Source organism: Geomonas limicola, assembly GCF_014193675.1.
Lineage (GTDB): Bacteria > Desulfobacterota > Desulfuromonadia > Geobacterales > Geobacteraceae > Geomonas > Geomonas limicola.
The window spans coordinates 126,897-148,889 of sequence record NZ_BLXZ01000011.1 but is presented as its reverse complement, the minus strand read 5'-3'; the positions used below and the strand labels follow the sequence as shown (position 1 = coordinate 148,889).

The 21,993-nt window shown below is 64.4% G+C and carries 21 protein-coding genes; all 21 read left to right on the top strand.

Annotated features, from left to right (window positions below):
- Positions 1-54: 54 nt before the first annotated feature.
- Positions 55-2,481, top strand: a complete 2,427-nt coding sequence (bamA, locus tag H7688_RS21640; protein WP_183363333.1) for an outer membrane protein assembly factor BamA — start codon at positions 55-57, stop codon at positions 2,479-2,481.
- A 26-nt stretch (positions 2,482-2,507) separates the two neighbouring features.
- Positions 2,508-3,023 (top strand): OmpH/Skp family outer membrane protein, encoded by a 516-nt coding sequence (locus tag H7688_RS21635; protein ID WP_183363332.1) that lies wholly within the window; start codon positions 2,508-2,510, stop codon positions 3,021-3,023.
- A gap of 203 nt (positions 3,024-3,226) precedes the next feature.
- The gene (gene lpxD, locus H7688_RS21630; protein WP_183363331.1) at positions 3,227-4,282 is read left to right on the top strand and encodes a UDP-3-O-(3-hydroxymyristoyl)glucosamine N-acyltransferase; all 1,056 of its coding nucleotides are present in this window, start codon (positions 3,227-3,229) and stop codon (positions 4,280-4,282) included.
- A 114-nt stretch (positions 4,283-4,396) separates the two neighbouring features.
- Positions 4,397-4,831 carry a 3-hydroxyacyl-ACP dehydratase FabZ gene (fabZ, locus tag H7688_RS21625; protein ID WP_183363330.1) on the top strand — a complete coding sequence of 145 codons (435 nt, stop codon included), beginning with the start codon at positions 4,397-4,399 and terminating at the stop codon, positions 4,829-4,831.
- Positions 4,832-4,937: 106 nt separating this feature from the next.
- Positions 4,938-5,714 (top strand): acyl-ACP--UDP-N-acetylglucosamine O-acyltransferase, encoded by a 777-nt coding sequence (lpxA, locus tag H7688_RS21620; protein ID WP_183363329.1) that lies wholly within the window; start codon positions 4,938-4,940, stop codon positions 5,712-5,714.
- A 126-nt stretch (positions 5,715-5,840) separates the two neighbouring features.
- Positions 5,841-6,995, top strand: coding sequence for a lipid-A-disaccharide synthase (gene lpxB, locus H7688_RS21615; RefSeq protein WP_281379524.1), 1,155 nt, complete (start codon positions 5,841-5,843; stop codon positions 6,993-6,995).
- A complete protein-coding gene (gene msbA, locus H7688_RS21610; RefSeq protein ID WP_183363327.1) occupies positions 6,996-8,729 on the top strand; it encodes a lipid A export permease/ATP-binding protein MsbA in 1,734 nt (577 codons plus the stop codon).
- 51 nt (positions 8,730-8,780) lie between these two features.
- On the top strand, positions 8,781-9,722 hold the full coding sequence (locus H7688_RS21605; protein ID WP_183363326.1) for a lysophospholipid acyltransferase family protein: 942 nt from the start codon (positions 8,781-8,783) through the stop codon (positions 9,720-9,722).
- Positions 9,712-10,419, top strand: coding sequence for a phosphatase PAP2 family protein (locus tag H7688_RS21600; RefSeq protein ID WP_183363325.1), 708 nt, complete (start codon positions 9,712-9,714; stop codon positions 10,417-10,419). Before H7688_RS21605 ends, H7688_RS21600 begins: the two co-directional genes overlap by 11 nt.
- Positions 10,416-11,741, top strand: a complete 1,326-nt coding sequence (locus H7688_RS21595) for a 3-deoxy-D-manno-octulosonic acid transferase (protein WP_183363324.1) — start codon at positions 10,416-10,418, stop codon at positions 11,739-11,741. Before H7688_RS21600 ends, H7688_RS21595 begins: the two co-directional genes overlap by 4 nt.
- On the top strand, positions 11,738-12,808 hold the full coding sequence (gene lpxK / locus H7688_RS21590) for a tetraacyldisaccharide 4'-kinase (protein WP_183363323.1): 1,071 nt from the start codon (positions 11,738-11,740) through the stop codon (positions 12,806-12,808). The genes H7688_RS21595 and lpxK overlap by 4 nt, the downstream gene beginning before the upstream one ends.
- 388 nt (positions 12,809-13,196) lie before the next feature.
- Positions 13,197-13,358, top strand: a complete 162-nt coding sequence (locus tag H7688_RS21585) for a Trm112 family protein (RefSeq protein WP_183363322.1) — start codon at positions 13,197-13,199, stop codon at positions 13,356-13,358.
- Positions 13,355-14,416 (top strand): lipopolysaccharide heptosyltransferase II, encoded by a 1,062-nt coding sequence (waaF, locus tag H7688_RS21580; protein WP_183363321.1) that lies wholly within the window; start codon positions 13,355-13,357, stop codon positions 14,414-14,416. The genes H7688_RS21585 and waaF overlap by 4 nt, the downstream gene beginning before the upstream one ends.
- Before the next feature lie 128 nt (positions 14,417-14,544).
- Complete coding sequence (waaC, locus tag H7688_RS21575; RefSeq protein ID WP_183363320.1) at positions 14,545-15,591, top strand: lipopolysaccharide heptosyltransferase I; 1,047 nt, start codon at positions 14,545-14,547, stop codon at positions 15,589-15,591.
- Positions 15,588-16,349 (top strand): glycosyltransferase family 2 protein, encoded by a 762-nt coding sequence (locus H7688_RS21570; RefSeq protein ID WP_246329919.1) that lies wholly within the window; start codon positions 15,588-15,590, stop codon positions 16,347-16,349. The genes waaC and H7688_RS21570 overlap by 4 nt, the downstream gene beginning before the upstream one ends.
- The gene (locus H7688_RS21565; protein ID WP_183363319.1) at positions 16,342-17,091 is read left to right on the top strand and encodes a glycosyltransferase family 2 protein; all 750 of its coding nucleotides are present in this window, start codon (positions 16,342-16,344) and stop codon (positions 17,089-17,091) included. The genes H7688_RS21570 and H7688_RS21565 overlap by 8 nt, the downstream gene beginning before the upstream one ends.
- A 156-nt stretch (positions 17,092-17,247) precedes the next feature.
- Entirely contained in the window at positions 17,248-18,237 is a 990-nt protein-coding gene (locus H7688_RS21560) for a glycosyltransferase family 2 protein (protein WP_183363318.1), read from the top strand.
- A 39-nt stretch (positions 18,238-18,276) separates the two neighbouring features.
- Positions 18,277-19,152: an O-fucosyltransferase family protein gene (locus H7688_RS21555; protein ID WP_183363317.1), complete on the top strand. Its 876-nt coding sequence runs from the start codon at positions 18,277-18,279 to the stop codon at positions 19,150-19,152.
- Between the two features lie 55 nt (positions 19,153-19,207).
- Positions 19,208-20,218 (top strand): NAD-dependent epimerase, encoded by a 1,011-nt coding sequence (locus H7688_RS21550; RefSeq protein WP_183363316.1) that lies wholly within the window; start codon positions 19,208-19,210, stop codon positions 20,216-20,218.
- 10 nt (positions 20,219-20,228) lie between these two features.
- A complete protein-coding gene (locus H7688_RS21545; RefSeq protein WP_183363315.1) occupies positions 20,229-21,062 on the top strand; it encodes a glycosyltransferase family protein in 834 nt (277 codons plus the stop codon).
- 3 nt (positions 21,063-21,065) lie between these two features.
- Entirely contained in the window at positions 21,066-21,989 is a 924-nt protein-coding gene (locus tag H7688_RS21540; RefSeq protein ID WP_183363314.1) for an O-fucosyltransferase family protein, read from the top strand.
- Positions 21,990-21,993: the final 4 nt, after the last annotated feature.

Sequence of the window (21,993 nt, the reverse complement as noted above, 5' to 3'; positions counted from 1 at the left end):
GCCGCATCCTGTTTGTAATGTTCTTTATCCGCGCACTGCGCTCTTGGGGGAAATTTGCTCCGCAAAAACGTATCTGCCATCATCGTCGCACAGCTCACCGTCAGCTCCGCACTGGCATTTGCCGGCACCGACACTGCCGCAGTCGGCAAGACGGCGCCTCCTGCCGCTGCCACCGCCGAGAAGGCCGCGGAGCAGAGTCCGGCGCCCAAGGTCGCGGAAGCCGCAAAGCTCGACTTGGCGGGCGCCAAGATCGTTTCGGTGCAGATCAAGGGGAACCGGCGCATCGAGACCGCGGCCATCATGCCGGCGCTGCACCTGAAGCCGGGCGAGCCCCTGGACCAGGGCCAGGTCGACCTCGACCTGCGGGCCATCTACAAGCTCGGGCACTTCCGCGACGTGCGCGCCGAGGTGGAGAAGGCCGACGGTGGGGTGGCGCTTTTCTACGTGGTGCAGGAAAAGCCGGTGCTCCGCGAGGTGAAGATCGAAGGGACCAAGGAGCTCAGTACCGACAAGGTGCGTGAGGCCCTCGGGATCAAGCCGAACACCATCTTCTCGGCAAAGGAGCTGCAGCAAGGGGTCAAGAAGGTCAAGAAGCTCTACACCGACGACGGCTACTACCTGGCAGAGGTGGAGACCAGCACCACGCCGCGCTCCGACAGCGAACTGAACCTCCTGGTCAAGGTAAAGGAAGGGGACAAGGTCCTGATCCGCACCATCAACTTCACCGGGAACCACGCCTTCAGCAACCGGAAACTGAAAAAGGCCATGGAGACCGGTGAGAAGTGGATGTTCTCCTGGTTGACCGGAGCCGGCACCTACAAGGAAGAGGTGCTCAAAAACGACGTGCAGCTCTTGACCGAGTTCTACATGAACAACGGCTACGTCAACGTGAAGATCGGCGAGCCGAAGGTCGACCTCTTGCCGGACAAGTCGGGGCTTACCGTGAACATCGGGATCTCCGAGGGGGAACCGTACAAGATCGGCAAGCTCGCCTTCGGCGGTGATCTCCTGGAGACCCGCGACGTGCTCATGAAGAAGCTCACCACCAAGACCGGCCAGCTCTTCAGCCGCAGCGCGCTCAGGACCGACGTGGTCGGCCTCACCGATCTCTACGCCGACAAGGGGTATGCCTTCGCCAACGCCTCGCCGGGGTTGCACATCAACCCGGAGGACCGCACCGTCGACATCACCTTCGAGATGGAGAAGGGGCAGCTGGTGCACATCGACCGGATCAACATCGCCGGCAACACCAAAAGCCGCGACAAGGTGCTGCGCCGCGAGCTGCGACTCGAGGAGGGGGAACTCTACAGTGCCTCGGGCCTTAAGCGCAGCAAGCAGAACCTGATGAACACCGGCTTCTTCGAGGACGCCAGCCTCACCACCGTGAAGGGGAGCCGGCCGGACCTGCTCGACCTCAACGTCGAGGTGAAGGAGAAGCCGACCGGGACCTTCAGCGTCGGCGCCGGTTACAGCTCGCTGGACGGCGTCATCGGCCAGGGTTCCGTGCAGCAGGCGAACTTCCTGGGCCTCGGGCTCAAGGCCACCGCCGCGGTATCCTTCGGCAGCAAGTCGCAGACCTACAACCTGGGGCTCACCGACCCGTACTTCATGGACACCAAGTGGACGGTCGGTGCCGACGTCTACCGGACCGAGCGGCAGTACCTGGACTACACCAGGCGCGCCACCGGCGGCGACATCAAGGCGGGCTACAGCCTTTCGGACAACCTGAGCACCTTCTGGCTCTACAAGTACGAGGAGAAGGAGATCTTCGACGAATCCGCCGGCCTTGCCGAGAGCATTCACAACGGCTCCATCATCGCCCCGGACCGGCACTCCTCCACCAGTTCGGTCACCGGGAGCCTGACCAGCAACACGACCGACTACCGTATCGATCCCTCGTCCGGATTCATCGACACCCTCTCGATCGAGTTCGCCGGCCTGGGCGGCACCAACCGCTTCATACGCTACCTGACCGAGCACAGCGCCTTCTACCCGGTCGGTCTCGGGACCGTCGCCTCCTTGCGCGGCACGCTCGGGTACATCCAGGGGCTGGGGAAAACGATCCCCATCGACGAGAAGTTCTACCTCGGGGGGATCAGTTCCCTGCGCGGCTACGCCGGGCGCACCGTCTCGCCGTACCGGGCGGTGCCGCACACCAGCCAGTCCGGCGGGGGTATCGGGACCGACGTGGTGAACCACGTGTTCCTGGGTGGCGAGATCGAAGCTGTCGCCAACGCCGAGTTCACCTTCCCGCTTCTGAAGGACGCGGGGCTCAAAGGGGTCCTCTTCTTCGATGCCGGCAACTGCCAGAACAGCCTCAAGGACACCTTCGGCACCATACTGACCAGCTACGGTTTCGGCTTCCGCTGGTTCTCGCCGATCGGCCCCTTGCGGCTTGAGTACGGCATCCCGCTGAAACCCCGTCCGGGGATCGACAACTCCGGTGGAAAACTCGAATTCTCGATCGGCAGTATTTTCTAATTTCCTAGTTCGACAAGGAGCACGACATGAAACGTTTCATCCTCGCGTTTTTCCTGATGGCAGCTGTTCCCTGCGCCGCTTCGGCAGCCGAGGGGGCCAAGGTGGGGTCGGTCGATATCCAGAAGGTTCTCCTGATGTCCGAGGCCGGCAAGGAGGCCAAGGAGCAGTTGAGCCAGAAGGCGGCCAAGTACGAAGCCGAGAAGACCTCCAAGGAAGACGAGCTGAAAAGGCTCAAGGGCGAACTTGAGAAACAGGGGCTCGTTCTCTCCGAAAGCGCCCGCGGCGCCAAGGAGCGCGACTACCAGCAGCGCCTCAAGGAGTACCAGCGCTTCCTGAAGGACGCCCAGGACGACCTGCAGGCGAAGAATGACGAGTTCACCGGCAAGATCGTGGACGAGGTTGTCAGGGTGGCCCAGGCCTACGGCCGCCAGAACGGCTACACCGCCATCTTCGTGAAGAGCGAAAGCATCATCTACCTGGACCCCAGCGCCGACGTCACCGAGGAAGTGCTGAAGTCCTTCAACGCCGCGCGCAAGAAGTAAAGGACAGGGGCTAGGGACTGGGTACTGGGGGCTAGGGGATCTGCCTCTTTTGGCTCTCGCCCTGGCAAACGCGGGGACGGGTAACAGGCGTCGATCCGGGTACAGGGCACCCTTGGGAACCTGCCCGGTCCGGTGCCTGTGCTCCTTTCTCTCGACGTAGAACTTGGAACGAAGAACCTAGAACTGCCTTCTGTGGGGTTTTTATGAAAAAATCGCTCAACGAAATCGCCCAGCACCTGGGCGGCAGGGTGTCCGGCGACGGCGAGGTGCTGATCGGCGGCCTGGCCACGCTCGACGACGCCGGCGAAGGGCAGCTCACCTTCCTGGCCAACCCGAAGTACGCCGGCAAGGTGGCCACCACCCGCGCCTCGGGGGTCCTGCTCCCGGAGGGGGCCGAGCCGCACGGGCGTAACGCCATCTTCCACGCCAACCCTTACCTGGCCTTCGCGAAGCTGCTTACCCTCTTCTACGTAAGCGCTCCGGCCCCGGCCGGTGTTCTCCCCGGCGCCCAGGTGGCCGAAGGGGTCAGGATGGGTGCCGACTGCACCATCCACCCCGGCGCCTCGGTCGCTCCCGGGGTTACCCTGGGAAACCGCGTGGTGCTCTATCCCGGCGTGGTGCTCTACCCGGGGGTCACCCTGGGTGACGACGTCACCCTGCATGCCAACGTGAGCGTGCGCTCGGGGTGCCGCATCGGCAACCGGGTCACCATCCACGACGGTACCGTGATCGGCTCGGACGGCTTCGGCTACGCGCCGGACGGCAAGAACTGGTACAAGATCCCGCAGATCGGCATCGTGGTCATCGAGGACGACGTCGAGATCGGCTCCAACACGGTCATCGACCGGGCCGCCCTCGAGGTGACCCGCATCCGGCGCGGCACCAAGATCGACAACCTGGTCCAGATCGCCCATAACTGCATCATCGGCGAGGATTGCATGATCGTTTCGCAGGTGGGTATCTCCGGTAGCACCCAGGTGGGCAACCATGTTATTATGGGCGGCCAGGTGGGTGTGGCCGGTCACCTGAAGATCGGCGACAACGTGATGCTGGGGGCCAAGTCGGGCGTCCCGGGGAACGTGGCCCCGAACCAGACGGTAAGCGGCACCCCCTGCATCCCGCACCGGGAGTGGCTCAAGGCATCCGGCGTCTTCCCGAAACTGCCGGAGATGAAGAAGAACCTGAGCACCCTCGAGAAACGGGTGGCCGAGTTGGAGGCCCTGGTGGCCAGGCTGGTCCCTGCCGAGCCCGAGGCTTAGCCGTCCGACGGGGAAACCTATTAAAAGCCCCCGTTTTCGCAGTCGTACCGTTTTTTGATCGCGCGCCGGGTAGCCTACGGCGCGAAATTCTTATTCGCAGTACTAGGAGCTGGCATGCTTGATATTACTCAGATCATGGAGATTCTGCCGCACCGCTACCCGTTCCTCATGGTAGACAGGGTGCTCGAGATCGAACCGGGTAAGCGGGTCGTGGCCATCAAGAACGTCACCATGAACGAACCCTTTTTTCAGGGGCACTTCCCGGGGCACCCGGTCATGCCGGGGGTCCTGATCATCGAGGCCATGGCCCAAGTGGCGGCGATCATGGCGTACCTTGCCACCGACGACAACGAGAAGGACAAGGTGAGCTACTTCATGGCCATCGACAACGCACGGTTCCGCAAGCCGGTGAAGCCGGGCGACACCCTGAGGATCGAGATCGAGACCCTCTTTTACAAACGCGGCATCTGGAGCGTGGCCGGCAAGACCTACGTCGGCGACACCCTGGTGACCGAGGCCGAATTGAAGGCAACACTGGCAGACAAGTGAGAACGGCAGGGACTAGGGGGGAGTGAAACTTCCCCGGTTCAGGTCCCCATTCGGATCCACGAGTCCCCAGTCCCTGGTCCCTAGTCCCCGCAGTACTGGAGAACACATGATCCACCCAACCGCAATCATTCAACCGGGCGCGCAAATTCACCCGGAGGCAGAAATAGGCCCGTACGTCGTGATCGGAGAACACGTCAAGATCGGCCGTGGCACCAAGGTCGGACCGCACGCGGTGATCGACGGCTGGACCGAGATCGGGGAGAACAACACCATCTTCCACATGGCCTCGGTTGGGGCCGTCCCGCAAGACCTCAAGTACCGTGGCGAAGAGACCTACCTGCGCATCGGCAACGGCAACACCATCCGGGAGTTCGCCAGCCTGCACCTGGGCACGATCACCGGCGACGGCGAGACCACGGTGGGTGATGACAACCTCTTCATGGCCTACTCGCACGTGGCCCACGACTGCCACATCGGCAACCATGTGGTGATGGCAAATGCCGCCACCTTGGCCGGTCACGTGAGGGTCGAGGACTTCGCCATCTTGGGCGGCCTCTGCTGTGTCCTGCAGTTCACCAGGATCGGTGCCCATGTCATGGTGGGCGGTGCGACCCCGGTGGCGCTCGACGTGCCGCCCTACACCATCGTAACCGGCGACAACCGCGACGCACGCCTGCGGGGGCTGAACCTTGTGGGGCTCAAGCGCCGCAACTTCTCCGCCGAGACCATCGCCTCGCTCAAAAAAGCCTACAAGCTGTTGACCATGTCGGGACTGCGGCAGGTCGAGGCGATCGAGCGGATGAAGACGGAGATCCCGTCCTGTCCGGAGGTCGACCACTTCATCTCCTTCATCGAGTCCTCCCCGCGCGGGGTATGCAAGTAACTGCAGGTTGAGGTTAAGGTTGAGGTCGAGAAACGGTACAGTGCCGTCTTCCCCCCTCAGCCTTGACCTCGTGCTGTTTCTGAGGGGCCTGCTCTTCCCGAAGTCCACTTTTTCGAGGTTCACCCGTTGTCCCAGAAAAGCGACTCAGTCATGATCGTAGCCGGTGAGGCGTCCGGCGACCTGTACGGGGCGGAACTTGCCCGTGAACTCGTCGCCCTGGCTCCCGGCACCCGCCTGATCGGCATGGGGGGCGACCGGATGCGCGCGGCCGGGGTCGAGACGCTGGTCGATGCCAACGACATGGCGGTCATGGGGCTCGTCGAGGTGATCGGTCACCTCCCCACCATCGCGAAGGGGTTCTCGGTCCTCAAGAAGCGCCTTTTGAGCGAGCCGCCCCGGCTTTTGGTCCTCATCGACTACCAGGATTTCAATCAGCGGCTCGCCAAGGTAGCCAAGCAGGCCGGAATCACGGTGCTCTTTTTCATAAGCCCCACGGTTTGGGCCTGGCGCAGCGGCAGGGTGCACCAGATCAGGAAGGTCGTGGACATGATGGCAGTCCTCTTCCCCTTCGAGGTCCCCTTCTACGAGAAGGCCCAGGTCCCGGTGAGCTTCGTGGGGCACCCGCTGGTCGACATGGTGCCGCCCGCCCTGGACCGGCGCGAGGCCAGGCAGGTCCTGGGGCTCGACCCCGACCGGCGCACCGTGGGGCTCTTTCCCGGAAGCCGTAAAGGGGTCCTGAAGCGCCTCTTGCCGACGGTACTCGAGGCGGCGGCGCTCCTTAAAAAGAGCATGCCCGAGCTGCAGTTCGTGCTCCCCCTGGCTGCCACCCTGCGCCCGGCGGACCTGGAACCGGAACTCTCCGCCTCGGGACTCGAGGTCGCCGTGATTTCCGGCAAAAACCACGAGCTCATGTCCGCCTGCGACGCCGCCATCTCGGTCTCCGGGACGGTCATCATGGAGCTTGCCCTGGTCGGGGTGCCGACGGTACTCATCTACAAGGTCTCGCCCCTTACCTACCAGATAGGGAAGCGGGTGATCAACGTGCCGCACATCGGGATCTGCAACATCGTCGCCGGGAAGCGGATTATCAAGGAACTGATTCAGCACGAGGCGAACCCGCAGGCGATTGCCGCGGAGGTCGACGCGCTGTTAAACGACGCCCCCTACGCGGCGCAGGTCGCACGAGACCTGGCCGGGGTGCGCGAAAAGCTGGGGAGCGGCGGCGCGTTACGGCGTCTGGCACTGCTTGCCCGGCAGATGATGGAAAAGGACGCTGTTTAAATGAATGCCTTTGCACGACTCATTAACTATTGCCGCCCCTACTGGTGGCGCATCGTCCTCGCCGTGTTGGGTTCCCTCGCGGTCGGCGGGATGGACGGCGCTCTCGCCTACTTGGTGGAGCCGGTGTTGAAGCGGATCTTCTCCGGCAAGGATATGCAGATCTTCGTGTTCCTCCCGGTGGGGATCATGGTGCTCTACGCCGTGCGCGGCGGCTGCCGCTTCATGAACGACTACTTCCTGCGCACCGCCGGCCAGCTTGCGGTCCAGGACGTGCGCAACGCCATCTACCGCAAAAATATCCGGCTCAGCATGGGGTTCTTCAACCAGCACCCGACCGGTTCGCTCATGTCCCGCATCTTGAACGACGTGGGGATGATGCAGGAGGGGATGGGGAATGTCATCACCGGCCTGTTTCGCGACGGGATCTCGGCGGCCTCGCTCTTGGGGCTCATCTTCTACCGCAACTGGCAGCTGGCCATCATCTCCTTCACGGTAATCCCGCTGTCGGTGGTCCCGGCGCAGAAGATCGGCCGGCGCATCAAGAACCTGGCGCGCCAGGGGCAGGGGAAGATGGGGGACATCTCTTCGATACTGCAGGAGACCTTCTCCGGCATCAAGGTCATCAAGGCCTTCGGACTGGAGTCGCGCGAGATTGAGCGCTTCGAGGCGACCAACCTCGAGCTCTACTCGTTCACCCGGCGCAACATCAAGTACGAGGCCATCTCCACGCCGCTCATGGAGTCCATCACCTCGCTCGGCATCGCCGTGGTGATCTGGGTGGGCGGTCGTTCGGTCATGAAGGGGACCATGAGCGCCCCCGAGTTCTTCTCCTTCATCACCGCGATGTTGCTGGTCTACACCCCGGTCAAGCGCCTGATCGCCTCCTACAACACGCTGCAGCGTGCCATGGGTGCTGCCGAGCGGGTCTTCGAGGTGATCGACCAGATCCCCCAGATCGCCGACGCTCCGGACGCCCACGAGATGGGGCGCTCCAAGGGCGAGGTGGAGTTCCGCGGGGTCTCCTTCCGCTACGAGGATGAGAACGTGCTGAACCGGGTGAGCCTCAAGGCGAACCGCGGCGAGGTGCTGGCGCTGGTGGGTCCCTCCGGGGGTGGCAAGACCACGCTGGTCTCGCTGATCAACCGGTTCTACGACCCGACCGAGGGCGCCATCCTCATCGACGGGCACGACATCCGTCAGCTGACCCTGAAGAGCCTGATGGCCCAGGTCGCCCTGGTGGACCAGGAGACCATCCTGTTCAACGACACCATCGCGAACAACATCCGCTACGGGAAGACCGATGCAAGCGACGAAGAGGTGGAGCGCGCCGCCCAGGCCGCCTTCGCCCACGACTTCATCAGCCAGCTCCCCGACGGCTACCAGACCAACATCGGCGACCGCGGCGTGCGGCTCTCCGGCGGGCAGCGCCAGCGCATCTGCATCGCGCGCGCCATCCTGAAGGACGCCCCGATCCTCATCCTGGACGAGGCGACCAGTGCACTCGACACCGAGAGCGAACAGATGGTGCAGGCGGCGCTCAACAACCTGATGGCCAACCGCACCACCTTCGTGATCGCCCACCGGCTCTCCACCATCACCCATGCCGACCGGATCCTGGTGCTGGAGAAGGGGGAGATCGTCGAGACCGGCAACCACGACGCGCTCATCGCAAACGGCGGCACCTACAGCCGTCTGCACGCGCTGCAGTTCGGCGAGCAGCCGGCCGCTGAGTAACACCGCGGCAACTAATTTACACGACCTGGACGGTCAATCGTTGGAGAGCAGGTGCTGAAAGAGATTCGTTGGTATTTGGAACTGGCGCTGTTTCTGGCGCTCTCCCTGGTCATCTCCTGGCTTCCCGGCCGGAGTGCGGACTGGGTGGGGCGTCGGCTGGGGCGCCTTTTCTTTTTTCTCCTGAAGGAGCGCCGCCGGATAGCGCTGGAAAACATCGAGCGGGCCCTGCCGTTTCTGGAGGCCCAGCCCGGCTGGGTGCGCCGCACGCCGCACGAGCTCGCTCGCGAGACCTTCGAGAACCTGGGGCGCTCGCTCCTGGAGGACTGCAAGATCTACCACGGTCACGGCCGCCGCTTGATCGATACCGTAGAGTTCCGGGGGCAGGAGCACTTCGAGCGTGCCCGGGAAAAGGGGAAAGGGGTCGCCTTCATCACCGCGCACTGCGGCAACTGGGACCTTATGGCGCTTGCCTTCGGGGCCCGGATCCAGGAGCTCACCGTGGTGGCCAGGCGCCAGGATAACCCGCACCTGAACGACGTGCTGGAGCGGATCCGCAAGGCCTACGGCAACCGGGTTTTCTACAAGTCGAGCGCGCTGCGCGCCATGCTGGGGGCTTTCAAACGCGGAGAGACCGTCGGGATGCTGATCGACCAAGCGGTGGGGGCCGACGAGGGGATCCTGATCGAGTTCCTGGGGCGGCCGGCCTGGGCCACCAAGCTTCCCGCCTACATCGCCAAGAAAGCCGGTACCCCCATGGTTCCCGCTTTCATCCACCGCGAAGGGAACCACCACGTGATGACCAGCTACCCCGAGCTGATCCCGTCGACGGCAAGCGACCCGGAGCGGGCGGCGGCCGAGGACGTCCAGGCGTTGAACCGCTGCATCGAGCGCTACATCGTGGAGCACCCTACCGAGTGGTACTGGATCCACAAGCGCTGGAAGAACACCGACGGCCTGAGCGCCCCGGTGCCCGGAGGAAGCGATGCGCCGTAACACCATCATGCGCGAATTCCTGCTGGTCCTGGTCGTTCTGGTCGGCGCGACCGCACTCTGCGCCGCCACCGGGCTCGACCTCGGTCTGGAACAGCGCTTCTACCTGGCCGCGCCCAACTGGGGGATCGGCAACCTCGACCCCTGGCGTTTTCTCTACCGCTTCGGCATCTGGCCCTCCTACCTGCTGAGTTCCGGGGCGCTCGTGCTCCTGGTGGCCGGGTTTTTCTCGGCAAAGGCACTGCTTTTCCGCAAGAGTGCGCTCTTCATGGTGCTGCTCATGCTGCTCGGGCCCGGTCTTCTGGTCAATGCGGTATTCAAGGACCACTGGGGCCGGCCCAGGCCGCGCCAGATGCAGCTTTTCGGGGGCGACCGGCCGTTCCACCAGCCCTGGGAGCGCGGTATCGACGGAGCCGGACGTTCCTTCCCGTCGGGGCACGCCTCGGCCGGTTTCTACCTGATTGCTCCCTACTTCGTGCTGCGGGCGCGCGACCGGCGCCGGGCCCTCCTGGCGCTCGCCGCCGGTCTTTGCTACGGCGCGATCATGGGTGTGGCGCGTATGGCGCAGGGGGGGCATTTCCCGACTGACGTCCTGTGGGCCGGTGGCATCGTGTACCTGGTGGGGCTCGCCCTGTACTACCTGTTGCGCCTGGACGAGCCGGGTGCACCCGTGCTACCCGTCCCCGGAGAGACCGCGTGATCCGCCTGCTCTACAACCTCATCCTTTTCCTGGCGCTCCCAGGGATCGTTGCCTACCACTGGTACCGCTCCAAAAGCCGTGGCCGGCGCTCGGCGCTCTCCGAGCGGTTCGGGGTGATCCCGCAGGAGGATCTGGCGGTGCTGCGCGGCGAGCGGGTCATCCTGGTGCACGCGGTATCGGTGGGCGAGACCATCGCCTCCTTCCCGCTTTTAAAGGGGCTGCGCTCCCGCTACCCCGGGCACAAGCTGGTGCTCACCAACGTGACCGAAACCGGCCGCGCGGTGGCGCTCAAGAGTAACCTCGCCGATCGCTGCCTCTACCTCCCCTTCGACTACCTGTTCGCGGTGCGCTCCCTGCTGCGCCAGGTGAACCCCGAGCTGATTGTCCTCATGGAGACCGAGCTCTGGCCCAACTTCATCAGGGCAGCCGCGGAACTCGAGATTCCAGTCCTGCTCGCCAACGGCCGCATCTCGGACCGCTCCTTCGGCCGCTACCTGCGCCTGGCCTGGTTCTTCGGGCCGGTGTTGCGCCAGCTCTCCGGCCTCGGAATGCAGACCGCGGTGGATGCCGAGCGGATCGCAGCCATCGGAGCCCGTCCGGAGACCGTGCGGGTGACTGGCAACCTGAAGTACGACATCCCGCTGCAGCACCCGAGTGCCGAGGAACTCGGCGCTCTCAAGAGGCGCTACGGGATCCCCGCCCAGGGCTTCGTCTTCACCGTCGCCAGTACCCACGAGGGTGAGGATGAACCGGCCCTGGATGCCTACCAACGGCTTCTCGCAAAGGATGCCGGTTCCTTCCTGATCCTGGCTCCGCGCCACCCCGAGCGCGCCGCTGCGGTTGCCGAACTGGTGGCCCGGCGCGGCCTTTCCTGCACCCTGCGCTCCCGGCTTTCCGAAAGCCCCGCCGAGCTTGCCCCGGGATCGGTGCTGCTCCTCGACACGGTCGGTGAGCTGGCCCGGCTCTACAGCGTGAGCGACCTGGTTTTCGTAGGGGGGAGCCTGGTCCCGACCGGCGGCCACAACCCGCTCGAACCGGCCGCGTGCGGCGTCGCGGTACTCTTCGGGCCGCACATGGAGAACTTCCGGGAGATCGCCAGTTTCTTTCTGGACGCCGGGGCCGGCCTCCAGGTCCCCGACGCTGCCGGACTCGCAGCCGAGGTCCTGCGGCTTGCCGGCGACCACGCCGCGCGCCGCGCCATCGGTGAAAAGGGGAGGGCGCTTCTGGAAGAGTGTTCCGGGGCAACCGGCAGGACACTCGATCTTGCGGCCGCCCTGCTCGCTCATGCACCGGGTACTGCCGCGCCGGGGGGCCGCCGGTGAGCGGGCTCGCGCACTACTTCACCGAACTGGTCGACGGCAAGCGCCGGGGGCTGGGCGACCGGCTTCTGCTCGGCACCTTGCAGGCCGTTTCGCACCCCTACCGCCACCTCTTGGCCCTGCGCGCCTTCGGCTACCGTCAGGGCCTTTTGCGTTCCTACCGGCTCCCCCGCCCGGTAATCTCGGTGGGGAACATCGGTTTGGGCGGCACCGGCAAGACACCGACCGTCGCCTGGATCGCCCAGTATCTCATGAGTCGCGGCAAGCGGGTCGCCGTCCTCTCCCGCGGCTACGGCGGCTCCGCCATGGGCGAGCCCCTCGTCGTCTCCGATGGCAGCACGTTGCTGTCGACACCCGAGCAGTGCGGCGACGAGCCGTACCTTCTCGCCCGGCAGCTGCCGGGGCTCTTGGTGGTGACCGGCGCCGATCGCTATCGCGCAGGTGAACTCGCACTGAGAGAGCTCAACCCGGACATCTTCATCCTGGACGATGGCTTCCAGCACCTGCGTTTAAGGCGCGATCTCGACGTGCTTTTGCTGGACGCGGCACGCCCCTTCGCCACCGGCTACACCTTGCCCGCCGGGATGCTGCGCGAAGGGATAGACGCGGCGCGACGCGCGGACCTGGTGCTCTACACCCGCGCCGCCCACCCAGGGGTGCCGAACCTTTTCCCCGAAATTCCCAGCTGCTGGGCGGCTCACCGGCTCACCGGGGTGCGCCCCTTGGAAGGTGGCGACCAGCTTGGTTTCCAGTTCTTCCAGGGTGTTCGGGTGGCGGCGTTTTCCGGGATCGCCTCGCCGGCCTCCTTCTTCACGCTCCTCGAAGGGGAGGGGGTGACGCTGACCGCGACGCTCGGCCTTCCGGACCACGTGAACTACGGTGCCGCCGAGGTCGATACCCTGTGCCGGTTGAAGGAGACCTCGGGTGCCGAGTTCCTGATCACCACCGCGAAGGACGCGGTGAAACTCGCGCCGTTTGCCGGGCGGCTGGGGCCTTGCTTCGTCGCCCAGCTCGAGCTCGACCTCCTGGAGGGGAGCGCCCTGCGGCAGGCCCTGGATCGATTCGTCTGAACCGGGTCAACTGGCTCGTGCTCGGTGGGGCGAATATCATTCGCCCGACGCGCCGCCAGGCGCGGATGATCTGCCCGTGCCGCCTCGGCATGCGTGCCGACCACCGGGAGCCTCTCCCTTGCGGGAGAGGTCGGGCGAATGATCAGACGCCCCTATATTCCACGTGGTGTGACCCACCCATTGGTAATTGAGCACCTTCCCGATCTGAACCTCTTTTTTATCCCTAAGATGAAAAAACGTGGTTAAGCTTTCTCATTTGTGGCAGAATGCTGCCTGCTGCCGGTGCAGCAGCGAACCGGGCGGCGAGTGGTCGCGGCGGCTTCAGGCGCAACCGGCAGGTAACCGGACCACCAAGGTGGAACCGGCGTTTTTTTGTGTGGAGCGGTTGATGTCGAATCTGGAAAACCTCGTGCCGATTTTGGCCTGTCCGGCCTGCCAGGGCCCCCTGGAACAGGCGCCTGAGGCCCTGTGCTGCCCGGCCTGCCGGCTCAGCTTCCCGGTGTGCGACGGGATCCCGGTCCTGCTGCTGGAGGCGGCCAAGCCCCTATGAGTACCCCCCTCGATCCCACCCGGGTACGCAACATCCTGGTGCGCGGCACCAACTGGCTGGGCGACGCCGTGATGAACACCCCGGCACTGGGCGCCATCCGCGAGACCTTCCCGCAGGCCCGGATCACCCTTTTGGTGATCCCCGCCGTGGCCGAACTGTTCACCCCGCACCAGTGGGTGGACGAGGTGCTGATCTACGACCGTAAAGGGCGGCACCAGGGGATCCGCGGCCGGCTGCGCCTGGCCGGCGAGCTGCGCCCGCGCCGTTTCGATCTGGCCATCCTGCTGCAAAACGCCATCGATGCGGCACTCATCGCCACGCTGGCGGGGATTCCGCGCCGCATGGGGACCCGGACCGACGGGCGCGGCTTCTTGCTGACCCACGGCTTCAACCAGAAAAGCCTCAACCCCCGGCTGCACCACGTGGACTACTACCTCGAGATGTTGCGGTACTTCGGGATCCGGTCGACCCAGAAGCACCAGCTCCTCTGCCTGACCGACGCGGAACGTGAGGCGGTCAGGGCACGTTTTACAGAGGGTGGCATTACCCCCGATGATTTCGTGATTGGGATCAACCCCGGCGCCGCCTACGGTTCGGCCAAGCGCTGGTATCCGGAGCGCTTTGCGGCTGCAGGAGCCGAGTTGGCGCGCCGCTGGGGCGCCAAGCTGGTGGTTTTCGGCGGCCCGGGCGAGGTTGCCATCGCTCGCGACATCGAAGCCGCGCTCGAGGGACACTGCCTGAACCTGGCGGGGACCCTCACGGTGCGTGAGCTGATGGCGAGCATCGCGCGCTGTAACTTCTTCATCAGCAACGATTCCGGCCCCATGCACATCGCGGCCGCCTTCGGGGTCCCGCTGGTTGCGGTATTCGGCTCGACCGACCACCGCACCACCTACCCCTGGTCGGAGAAAGCCGTGGTGGTGCGCAAGGAGGTCGACTGTGCCCCCTGCCTCAAGCGCGAGTGTCCCACCGACCACCGTTGCATGAAACAGGTGACGGCGGAGGATGTAGTAACGGCCGCGGTAGAACTGCAGAAGCAATTGACGATTGACAATTGACGATTGACGATGAACTGCAATCAAACAGTAGCCACTTGAAGCAAGAGCTTAACAACAACTACCAATGCCAGTAGGCAACTGACTTTAATCGTCAATTGTCCATTGCCAATTATCAATTGGTTCTAATAATGCGCGTACTCATCGTAAAAGCATCCGCCCTGGGTGACATCATCCATGCTCTCCCGGCTCTCGATTACCTGCACCAGGTGGTGCCGGGGATCGAGGTCGACTGGGTGGTGGAAGAGCCCTTCCGCCAGATCCTGGAAGGTAACCCGCTCGTGAGCATGCTGCACACCGTGCGCACCAAGGTCTGGCGCAAGCGCCCCTTCGCGCCCGACACCTGGCGCGAGATCGCGGCCCTGCGCGAAACTTTGCGCGAGCGCAACTACGACTTCGTGTTCGACATCCAGGGGAACCTGAAGAGCGGCCTGGTTACCTGGGCCACCGGTGCCGAACAACGCATCGGCTTCACCAAGGACGCGGTGCGCGAGTGGCCGAACCTCTGGTTCACCACCCGCAAGGTGCCGTTGCGCCAGCTCGATTACCACGTCACCGACAAGTACTTGCGCCTGATCAGCGTCCCCTTCGGTAAGGACTTCCGGACCATGCGGCTCGCCTCGACGATCTCGACTGCGCCGGAGGACGACGCCAACGCGGCGGCCCTCCTGTCCACGCTGTCGGACGGGCTGGTCTTCCTGTTCCACTGCGGCACCTCGTGGCAGACCAAGCTCTGGTCCGCCAAGTGCTGGATCGAACTCGGGCGCCAGGTACTGGAGCGCTACCCGGAGGCCTCGATCCTTTTGACCTGGGGCGACCAGGGGGAGCGCGAGCGTTCCGCGGAGATCGCCCGGGGGATCGGTCCCGGTGCGCGCGTGGTGGACCGCTACCCGCTCAAGGCTCTCACCGCGCTCCTCAAGAAGGTCGACCTGGTGGTTGCCGGCGACACCGGGCCCGTACACATCGCTGCCGCAGTCGGGACGCCGACGGTCTCGCTGTTCCGGGTCACCGACGGCAAGCTCACCGGTCCCCGGGGCGAGGGTAACCTCACCATCCAATCACCCATGCACTGCACCAAGTGCAAGCGCAAACAGTGCGACCAGGACGGTCCCTGCTCCGAGAGCATCAAAGCGGAACAGGTGCTCTCCGGCATCGCGCAACTCCTCAACATACCGTGACCAAGATAAGCGCCACCATCATCACCCTGAACGAAGCGGCCAACATCGGCGCGTGCCTCGCCAGCCTCGACTTCGCCGACGAGATCGTCGTGGTCGACTCCGGGAGCACGGACCGCACCGCCGAGATCTGCCGCGCCCACGACCGCGTCCGCTTCGTCGAGCACGCCTGGCTCGGCTTCGGCAAGCAGAAGAACCTGGCGGCCTCGCTGGCCGTGAATGACTGGGTCTTCAACATCGATGCCGACGAGCGGGTTACCCCGCGCCTGAAGGAGTCCATCCTCGCCGCGGAACCCGGCAGCACCGCCTGCTTCAAGGTGGCGCGCGAGAACTACTTCGGGGAGCGCTGGATCAAACACTGCGGCTGGTATCCCGACTACAACATGCGCCTGTACGACCGCACCCGCTGCGCCTTCAGCGAGCGGCAGGTGCACGAGGCGCTGGTCTGCCCGGGGGAGGTGGGGACGCTTCAGGGGAACCTGGTGCACCGCACCTACACCGGGATCGCCGATTACCTAAAGCGCATGGACCGCTACTCCACCCTCGCCGCCGAGGAACTGGTAAAGGCGGGGAAGCGCCCCAGCCTGCCGCAACTCGTCTACAAGCCGGCCTTCACCTTCTTCAAGATGTTTGTGCTGCGACGGGGATTTTTGGAAGGGTACACCGGCTTCATCCTCTCCAAGCTCTACTCCCACTACACCTTCTACAAGTACAGCAAGGCGATCGAGATGAACCGTACCAGCAAGGGGCGTCATGACTGATTCCAGGTTCGAGGTGAGCATCGTCACCGTGGTGCGCAACGACGCCGAGCGTCTCAAGCGCACCTTCGAGAGCGTGGCGCGCCACAAGAACGACCGGGTCGAGTACCTGGTGGTTGACGGCGGCTCGACCGACGGTACCCTGGCGACCATCGAGGCGCACCAGGGGCTGGTGGACCGCTTCGTGAGCGAGCCGGACCGGGGCATCTACGACGCCATGAACAAGGGGACCGGACTGGGACGCGGGCGCTACCTCATGTTCCTGAACGCCGGCGACGAGCTTCTGGCCGACGTCGCCGGGCTCGCCGCGGCAGGAAACGGCGAGGCGCTGCTCTACGGCAGGGCCAACATGCTGAACCCGGATGGAACGCTCAGCTACGTGAAGGGGAAACGGCTCAAGTCGGTGCGGCGTTTCTTGAAGGGGATGCCGCTTTGTCACCAGGCCATCCTGTACCGCCGCGACCTGATGCCCCACTACGACATCAGCTTCCGGATCATGAGCGACAGGCTGCTCACCTACCGCCTGGTGCGCGAGCGCGGCCTCGCCGACACCCGCTTCCTAGAGGCGACCCTGGTCAACTACTACGAGGACGGCTTCAGCATGCAGTCCTCGCCGGCCGAGTGGCAGGCCGAGCAGGACCGGATGTACCGGGAGGTCGGCCAGCCGCACTACATCCTGATCAAGCGGGTCAACGCGCTCTTCAAGCGCTACCTGAAGCAGCCGGTGCGCAGGCTGTTCGGGTGACAAACCGCGGCTTTCGTTGCAAAATCTCGCCGTTTTACGTATAGTGCGTCAGTTCCGGCGCAATCTGCCGCGCCGGGTACGCCGCACCTGGGACGTCCAGCCCCGGGGCTACCGGAACTGGCCCGCTGGCTACGACATTTTCCCCTGGATTAAGGCATGAATTCGATCAACACGCCGCTTTTGACCATCGCGGTGCCGACCTATAACCGGTCCTCTTTCTTACGGCGCTCGCTTCAGAGCATCCTGGGGCAGCTCGACCGGCACCGGGACCTCGTTGAACTGCTGGTCTTCGACAACTGCTCCAGCGACGACACGGCGCAGGTGGTGGCCTCGCTTCAGGCTGCCGGCCACCCCATCAGTTTCACGGTGCACCCGGAGAACCTGGGGGCCGATGGCAACTTCCTGAGCTGCTTTCGGGCCGCGCGGGGGAAGTACTTCCTGCTCTTCTCGGACGACGACATCCTGCTCGACGGCGCCCTGGACAAGCTGGTCCCGGCGCTTCGGGATGGCGAGTACGGGGTGGTCTACCTCGAACCCTACTTTTTCCTGAAGGATCACCTGGCGGAGCGCCCGCGCCGGCCGCAGCGCGGCCTCAAGGTCTACCGGGACCGCGCCCGATTCGTCAAGGACGTCAACATCTGGTTCACCTTCATCTCCAGCAACGTGATCAACAAGACGCTGGTTGACCCTGCGATCCGGCAGGAGGAGTTCGGGGCGACCAACCTGCAGCAGCTCGGCTGGACGCTCCCCCCCGTGTTCCGGGCGGAAGAGAACGCCTACTTCCGCGAGTACCTGGTGGCGGCGCAGAACGAGAACTCCGGCGGCTACCGGTTCTGCGAGGTGTTTGGCAGGAAGCTGAACCGGGTCTTCGACCTGTTGACCTCACAGTACGGCTTCGACCCCGAGAGCTTCAAGGTCATCAACCGGCTGATTCTCAAGAAACACCTGTCCAAGTACATCATGTCGGCCCGCGAGGACTACAAAAGCTACCTCAAAGAGGATTTCACCGAGATCCTGCAGCCGATTTTCAGGTCCTATCCCAGTTACTGGTTCTTCATCTACCCGGCCATCAACTGGCCGATCGTGCCCGCGCGGATCTGGTGCAAGATCTGCCGCCGCCTGGCCAAGATGACCGGTTCCCTGTAACCGGATCCGGACCCGTCAACAGTTTTTCAGAGGGAGTAGATGGTAATCATCAGCAACAAGTCGGGCCAACTGGGCAACCGGCTCTTCGTCTTTGCCCACTTCATCGCCAATGCGCAGGAGTACGGCTACGAAATCTCCAACCCGAGCTTCTTCGACTACGCGCACTACTTCGCAAACATCGAGACGGATTATTTCTGCGGCTTTCCCCGCCGCAACTCAGGCAAAACCGTCGGCAAGCGCCTGCACGCCGCCTACTTCAAGGCGCTCAAGACGGGCTTTTCGGTCTGCAAGGCTCTCGGTGTCGGTAACGCGCTCTTCAAGGTGATGAGCCTCCCCAAGCGGGGAGCCGAGCTCTACAGCCTGTCCAGCCCGGAGTACCTCAGGCTGCGCGAATCGACCCGCTACCTGTTCGTGAAGGGGTGGCTGTTTAGGGATCCCCCCCTCTTCGACAAGCACGCCGCACTGATCCGGGACTACTTCACCCCGGCCCCCAGGCACGCCGAGAACATCGCGCGCCTCATCGAAAAGGCGCGGCAGGACTGCGACCTCCTGGTGGGGGTGCACATCCGCCAGGGGGACTACAAGACCTGGGAGCAGGGGCGCTACTACTACCGCAGCGACGAGTACGCCGCGCTGATGCGGCGCTTTGTCGGGCAGCACCCCGGCAAGCGGGTCAGGTTCCTGATCTGCTCCAACGAGGCGCAGCCTAAAGAGGACTTTGCGGGGCTCGACGTCATCTTCGGAAACAACCACCAGTTCGAGGACATGTACTCCTTCGCCCAGTGCGACCTCTTGCTCGGCCCCCCGAGCACCTACACGCTGTGGGCCTCGTTCTACGGCTCGGTGCCGCTTTTCGTGGTGAGGTCGGTGCAGGACCCGGTCGACCCGGACGCTTTCATCGTGGCAGGAGGCTGATCGGCGGTCGGCAGGCGGGGCAGCAACGCGAACCGTGGCCGCACGAGGAGGGGATATGAAGAAGATCCTGGTAACCGGAGCCGCGGGGTTCATCGGCTTCCACCTGGCCACCCGGCTCCTCGACCAAGGGGCTGAGGTCGTCGGTCTGGACAACCTGAACGACTACTACGACGCCACCCTGAAAAGGGCCCGGCTGGAGCGGCTCGAGGCGACCCCGGGGTTCCGCTTCGTGCGGCTGAACCTGGCGGACCGCGTCGGGATGGAGACCCTCTTTGCCGAGGAGCGTTTCGACCAGGTGGCGCACCTGGCGGCCCAGGCCGGCGTACGCTATTCGCTGGTGAACCCGCATGCCTACACCGACAGCAACCTGACCGGGTTCCTGAACGTCCTGGAGGGGTGCCGGCACACCGGGGTGGGGCACCTGGTCTACGCCTCGTCCAGTTCGGTGTACGGCGCCAACACCGCGATGCCGTTCTCGGTGCACCAGAACGTGGACCACCCGGTCTCGCTCTACGCCGCGACCAAGAAGGCCAACGAGCTCATGGCCCACAGCTACGCCGCGCTCTACGGCATCCCGACCACGGGGCTGCGCTTTTTCACCGTGTACGGACCCTGGGGAAGGCCGGACATGGCGCTGTTCATGTTCACCAAGGCGATCCTCGAGGGGCGGCCCATCGACGTCTTCAACTACGGGAAGATGCAGCGCGACTTCACCTACGTGGAGGACATCGTGGAAGGGGTCTGCCAGGTGCTCGAGCGGGTGCCGGGGGGCGACCCCGCCTGGAGCGGCTGCGCACCGGACCCGGGGACCAGCTTCGCGCCGTACCGGATCTATAACATCGGCAACAACCAGCCGGTGGAACTTTTGCACCTGATCGAGGTGCTGGAAAAGGCCCTGGGCACGACGGCGCAGAAGAACCTGCTCCCCCTCCAGCCCGGCGACGTGCCGGTCACCTGGGCGGACGTCGACGACCTGATGCGGGACACCGGGTTCCGCCCGGCCACCAGCATCGAAGAGGGGATCCCGCGCTTCGTGGAGTGGTACCGCAGTTACTATGGAGCCTAGAGGGGCGGACATGAAAGTCAGTGGTTTCACTTTTCTCAACCGGGCGGTCACGCTAGGCTACCCCTTTCGCGAGTCGATTCGCTCGGCGCTCCCCTTGTGCGACGAGTTCATCGTCGTCGTCGGGGAGGTAGAGGACGGTACCGCAGAGGCGGTGGCCGCGCTCAACGAGCCGAAGATCAAGATCTTCCGGAGCTGTTGGAACTACAAGGTCGGCAACTTCGTATTGGCCCAGCAGACCAACGTGGCCTACTACAGTTGCACCGGCGACTGGGCGTTCTACATCCAGGGTGACGAGATCCTGCACGAGGAGGATCAGCAGCGCCTCCTGGACCTGATGCACCAGCACCTGGACAACCCGAAGGTGGAAGGGCTCGCCTTTGACTACGTCCACTTCTACGGCAACCACAACACCCAGGCTTGGAGCCCGCGCTGGTACCGCCGCGAGGTGCGCGTCTTCCGGAACAACCTGAGGCTCATGTTCCCCTCGGACGGGCTCTTCGCCGTGCTTTTGAAAACCAGCAGACGTGCCCGGTACCTGAATGCGGTGGTCAGCGGGGCCAAGATGTACCACTACGGCTGGGTGCGCAGCGATGCACTGCACCAGGGGGGGCAGAACAAGAAGGACGTCTACGAAAAGGTCGATCCCGACTCGCTACGCCCGTTCACCGGGACCCACCCGAAGATCATCCAGCCGCTGTTGCGAGAAGAGGTCACCGGCCTGTTCCAGACCCAGCCGGGCTACCGGCTCACCTGGCGGGAGCGGCGCCACAAGGTGCTCATGGTGCTGGAGAGGCTCTTCGGGATCGATTTTGCCAAGAACCATTTTCGCCGGGTGAAGGGGTAACCGATGGCCGGTACAGCCAAGACATTCGTGATAGCCTCGCGCAGCGGGCGGATGGCCAACCGGTTGGTGCTGTTCGCCAACTTCCTGGCCTTTGCCGAGGAGCGGGGGCACCGCGTGGTGAACTTCAGCTTCCACTCCTATGCCGACTTCTTTGAGACCACCCGCAAGGACGTCTTCTGCCAGTACCCGGTTCCTGAGCGTTCGAGCCTTCTCGATTGTGCGCCGGTGGCCGGTTTTCTCAAGAAGACGCGGCTTCCCTACCAGACGGTGCGCGGGCTCAACTGGCTGAACCGGAAGCTGCCGCTCGCCGGAAACGCGCTGGTGACCCTTCTGGAAGAGCCTGGAGCCGAGGTGACCTGGCTCGATTCCCCGGCGGTCGATGCGGTCCTGGACCCGGCGCGCCTGGTGCTGGTGCAGGGGTGGCGCTTCCGTGCCCCTGAGTGGGTGGAACGTCACGCCGGGGTGATCCGGGACTACTTCCGCCCGGTGGCCGCCTTCGAGGAGGCTGCCGAGCGCTCGGTCCAGCCCCTTAGGCGCGAGGCCGACCTGGTGGTCGGGGTGCACGTGCGCCATGGCGACTACCCGACCCTGAACGGCGGCCAGTTCTACTACCCCACCAGCCGCTACGCCGAGTGGATGCACGAACTCGCCGAGCAATTCCCGGGGCAGCGGCTCGCCTTTCTGATCTGCAGCGACGAACAACGTACCCCGGCGGAGTTCCCCGGTCTCACGGTCGGTTTCGGACCCGGCACGCCGGTGGGGGATCTGACGGCACTGGCGGGGTGCGACCTGATCCTCGGCCCCATGAGCACCTTTTCGCAGTGGAGCTCCTTTTACGGCAACAAGCCGCTGTTTCACCTGATGTCCCGCGCGGACCGCGTCGAGCGGGAACGCTTCACCGTCTCCTACCTGGCCGAGATCCCCTGACCGG

Coding starts and splice junctions, on each gene's coding strand:
- H7688_RS21600 (WP_183363325.1), top strand. CDS start 9,712: ATGCGCCGTAACACCATCATGCGCGAATTCCTGCTGGTCCTGGTCGTT.
- H7688_RS21550 (WP_183363316.1), top strand. CDS start 19,208: ATGAAGAAGATCCTGGTAACCGGAGCCGCGGGGTTCATCGGCTTCCAC.
- msbA (WP_183363327.1), top strand. CDS start 6,996: ATGAATGCCTTTGCACGACTCATTAACTATTGCCGCCCCTACTGGTGG.
- waaF (WP_183363321.1), top strand. CDS start 13,355: ATGAGTACCCCCCTCGATCCCACCCGGGTACGCAACATCCTGGTGCGC.
- fabZ (WP_183363330.1), top strand. CDS start 4,397: ATGCTTGATATTACTCAGATCATGGAGATTCTGCCGCACCGCTACCCG.
- H7688_RS21545 (WP_183363315.1), top strand. CDS start 20,229: ATGAAAGTCAGTGGTTTCACTTTTCTCAACCGGGCGGTCACGCTAGGC.
- H7688_RS21560 (WP_183363318.1), top strand. CDS start 17,248: ATGAATTCGATCAACACGCCGCTTTTGACCATCGCGGTGCCGACCTAT.
- H7688_RS21585 (WP_183363322.1), top strand. CDS start 13,197: ATGTCGAATCTGGAAAACCTCGTGCCGATTTTGGCCTGTCCGGCCTGC.
- H7688_RS21635 (WP_183363332.1), top strand. CDS start 2,508: ATGAAACGTTTCATCCTCGCGTTTTTCCTGATGGCAGCTGTTCCCTGC.
- lpxD (WP_183363331.1), top strand. CDS start 3,227: ATGAAAAAATCGCTCAACGAAATCGCCCAGCACCTGGGCGGCAGGGTG.
- H7688_RS21565 (WP_183363319.1), top strand. CDS start 16,342: ATGACTGATTCCAGGTTCGAGGTGAGCATCGTCACCGTGGTGCGCAAC.
- H7688_RS21555 (WP_183363317.1), top strand. CDS start 18,277: ATGGTAATCATCAGCAACAAGTCGGGCCAACTGGGCAACCGGCTCTTC.
- lpxA (WP_183363329.1), top strand. CDS start 4,938: ATGATCCACCCAACCGCAATCATTCAACCGGGCGCGCAAATTCACCCG.
- H7688_RS21540 (WP_183363314.1), top strand. CDS start 21,066: ATGGCCGGTACAGCCAAGACATTCGTGATAGCCTCGCGCAGCGGGCGG.
- waaC (WP_183363320.1), top strand. CDS start 14,545: ATGCGCGTACTCATCGTAAAAGCATCCGCCCTGGGTGACATCATCCAT.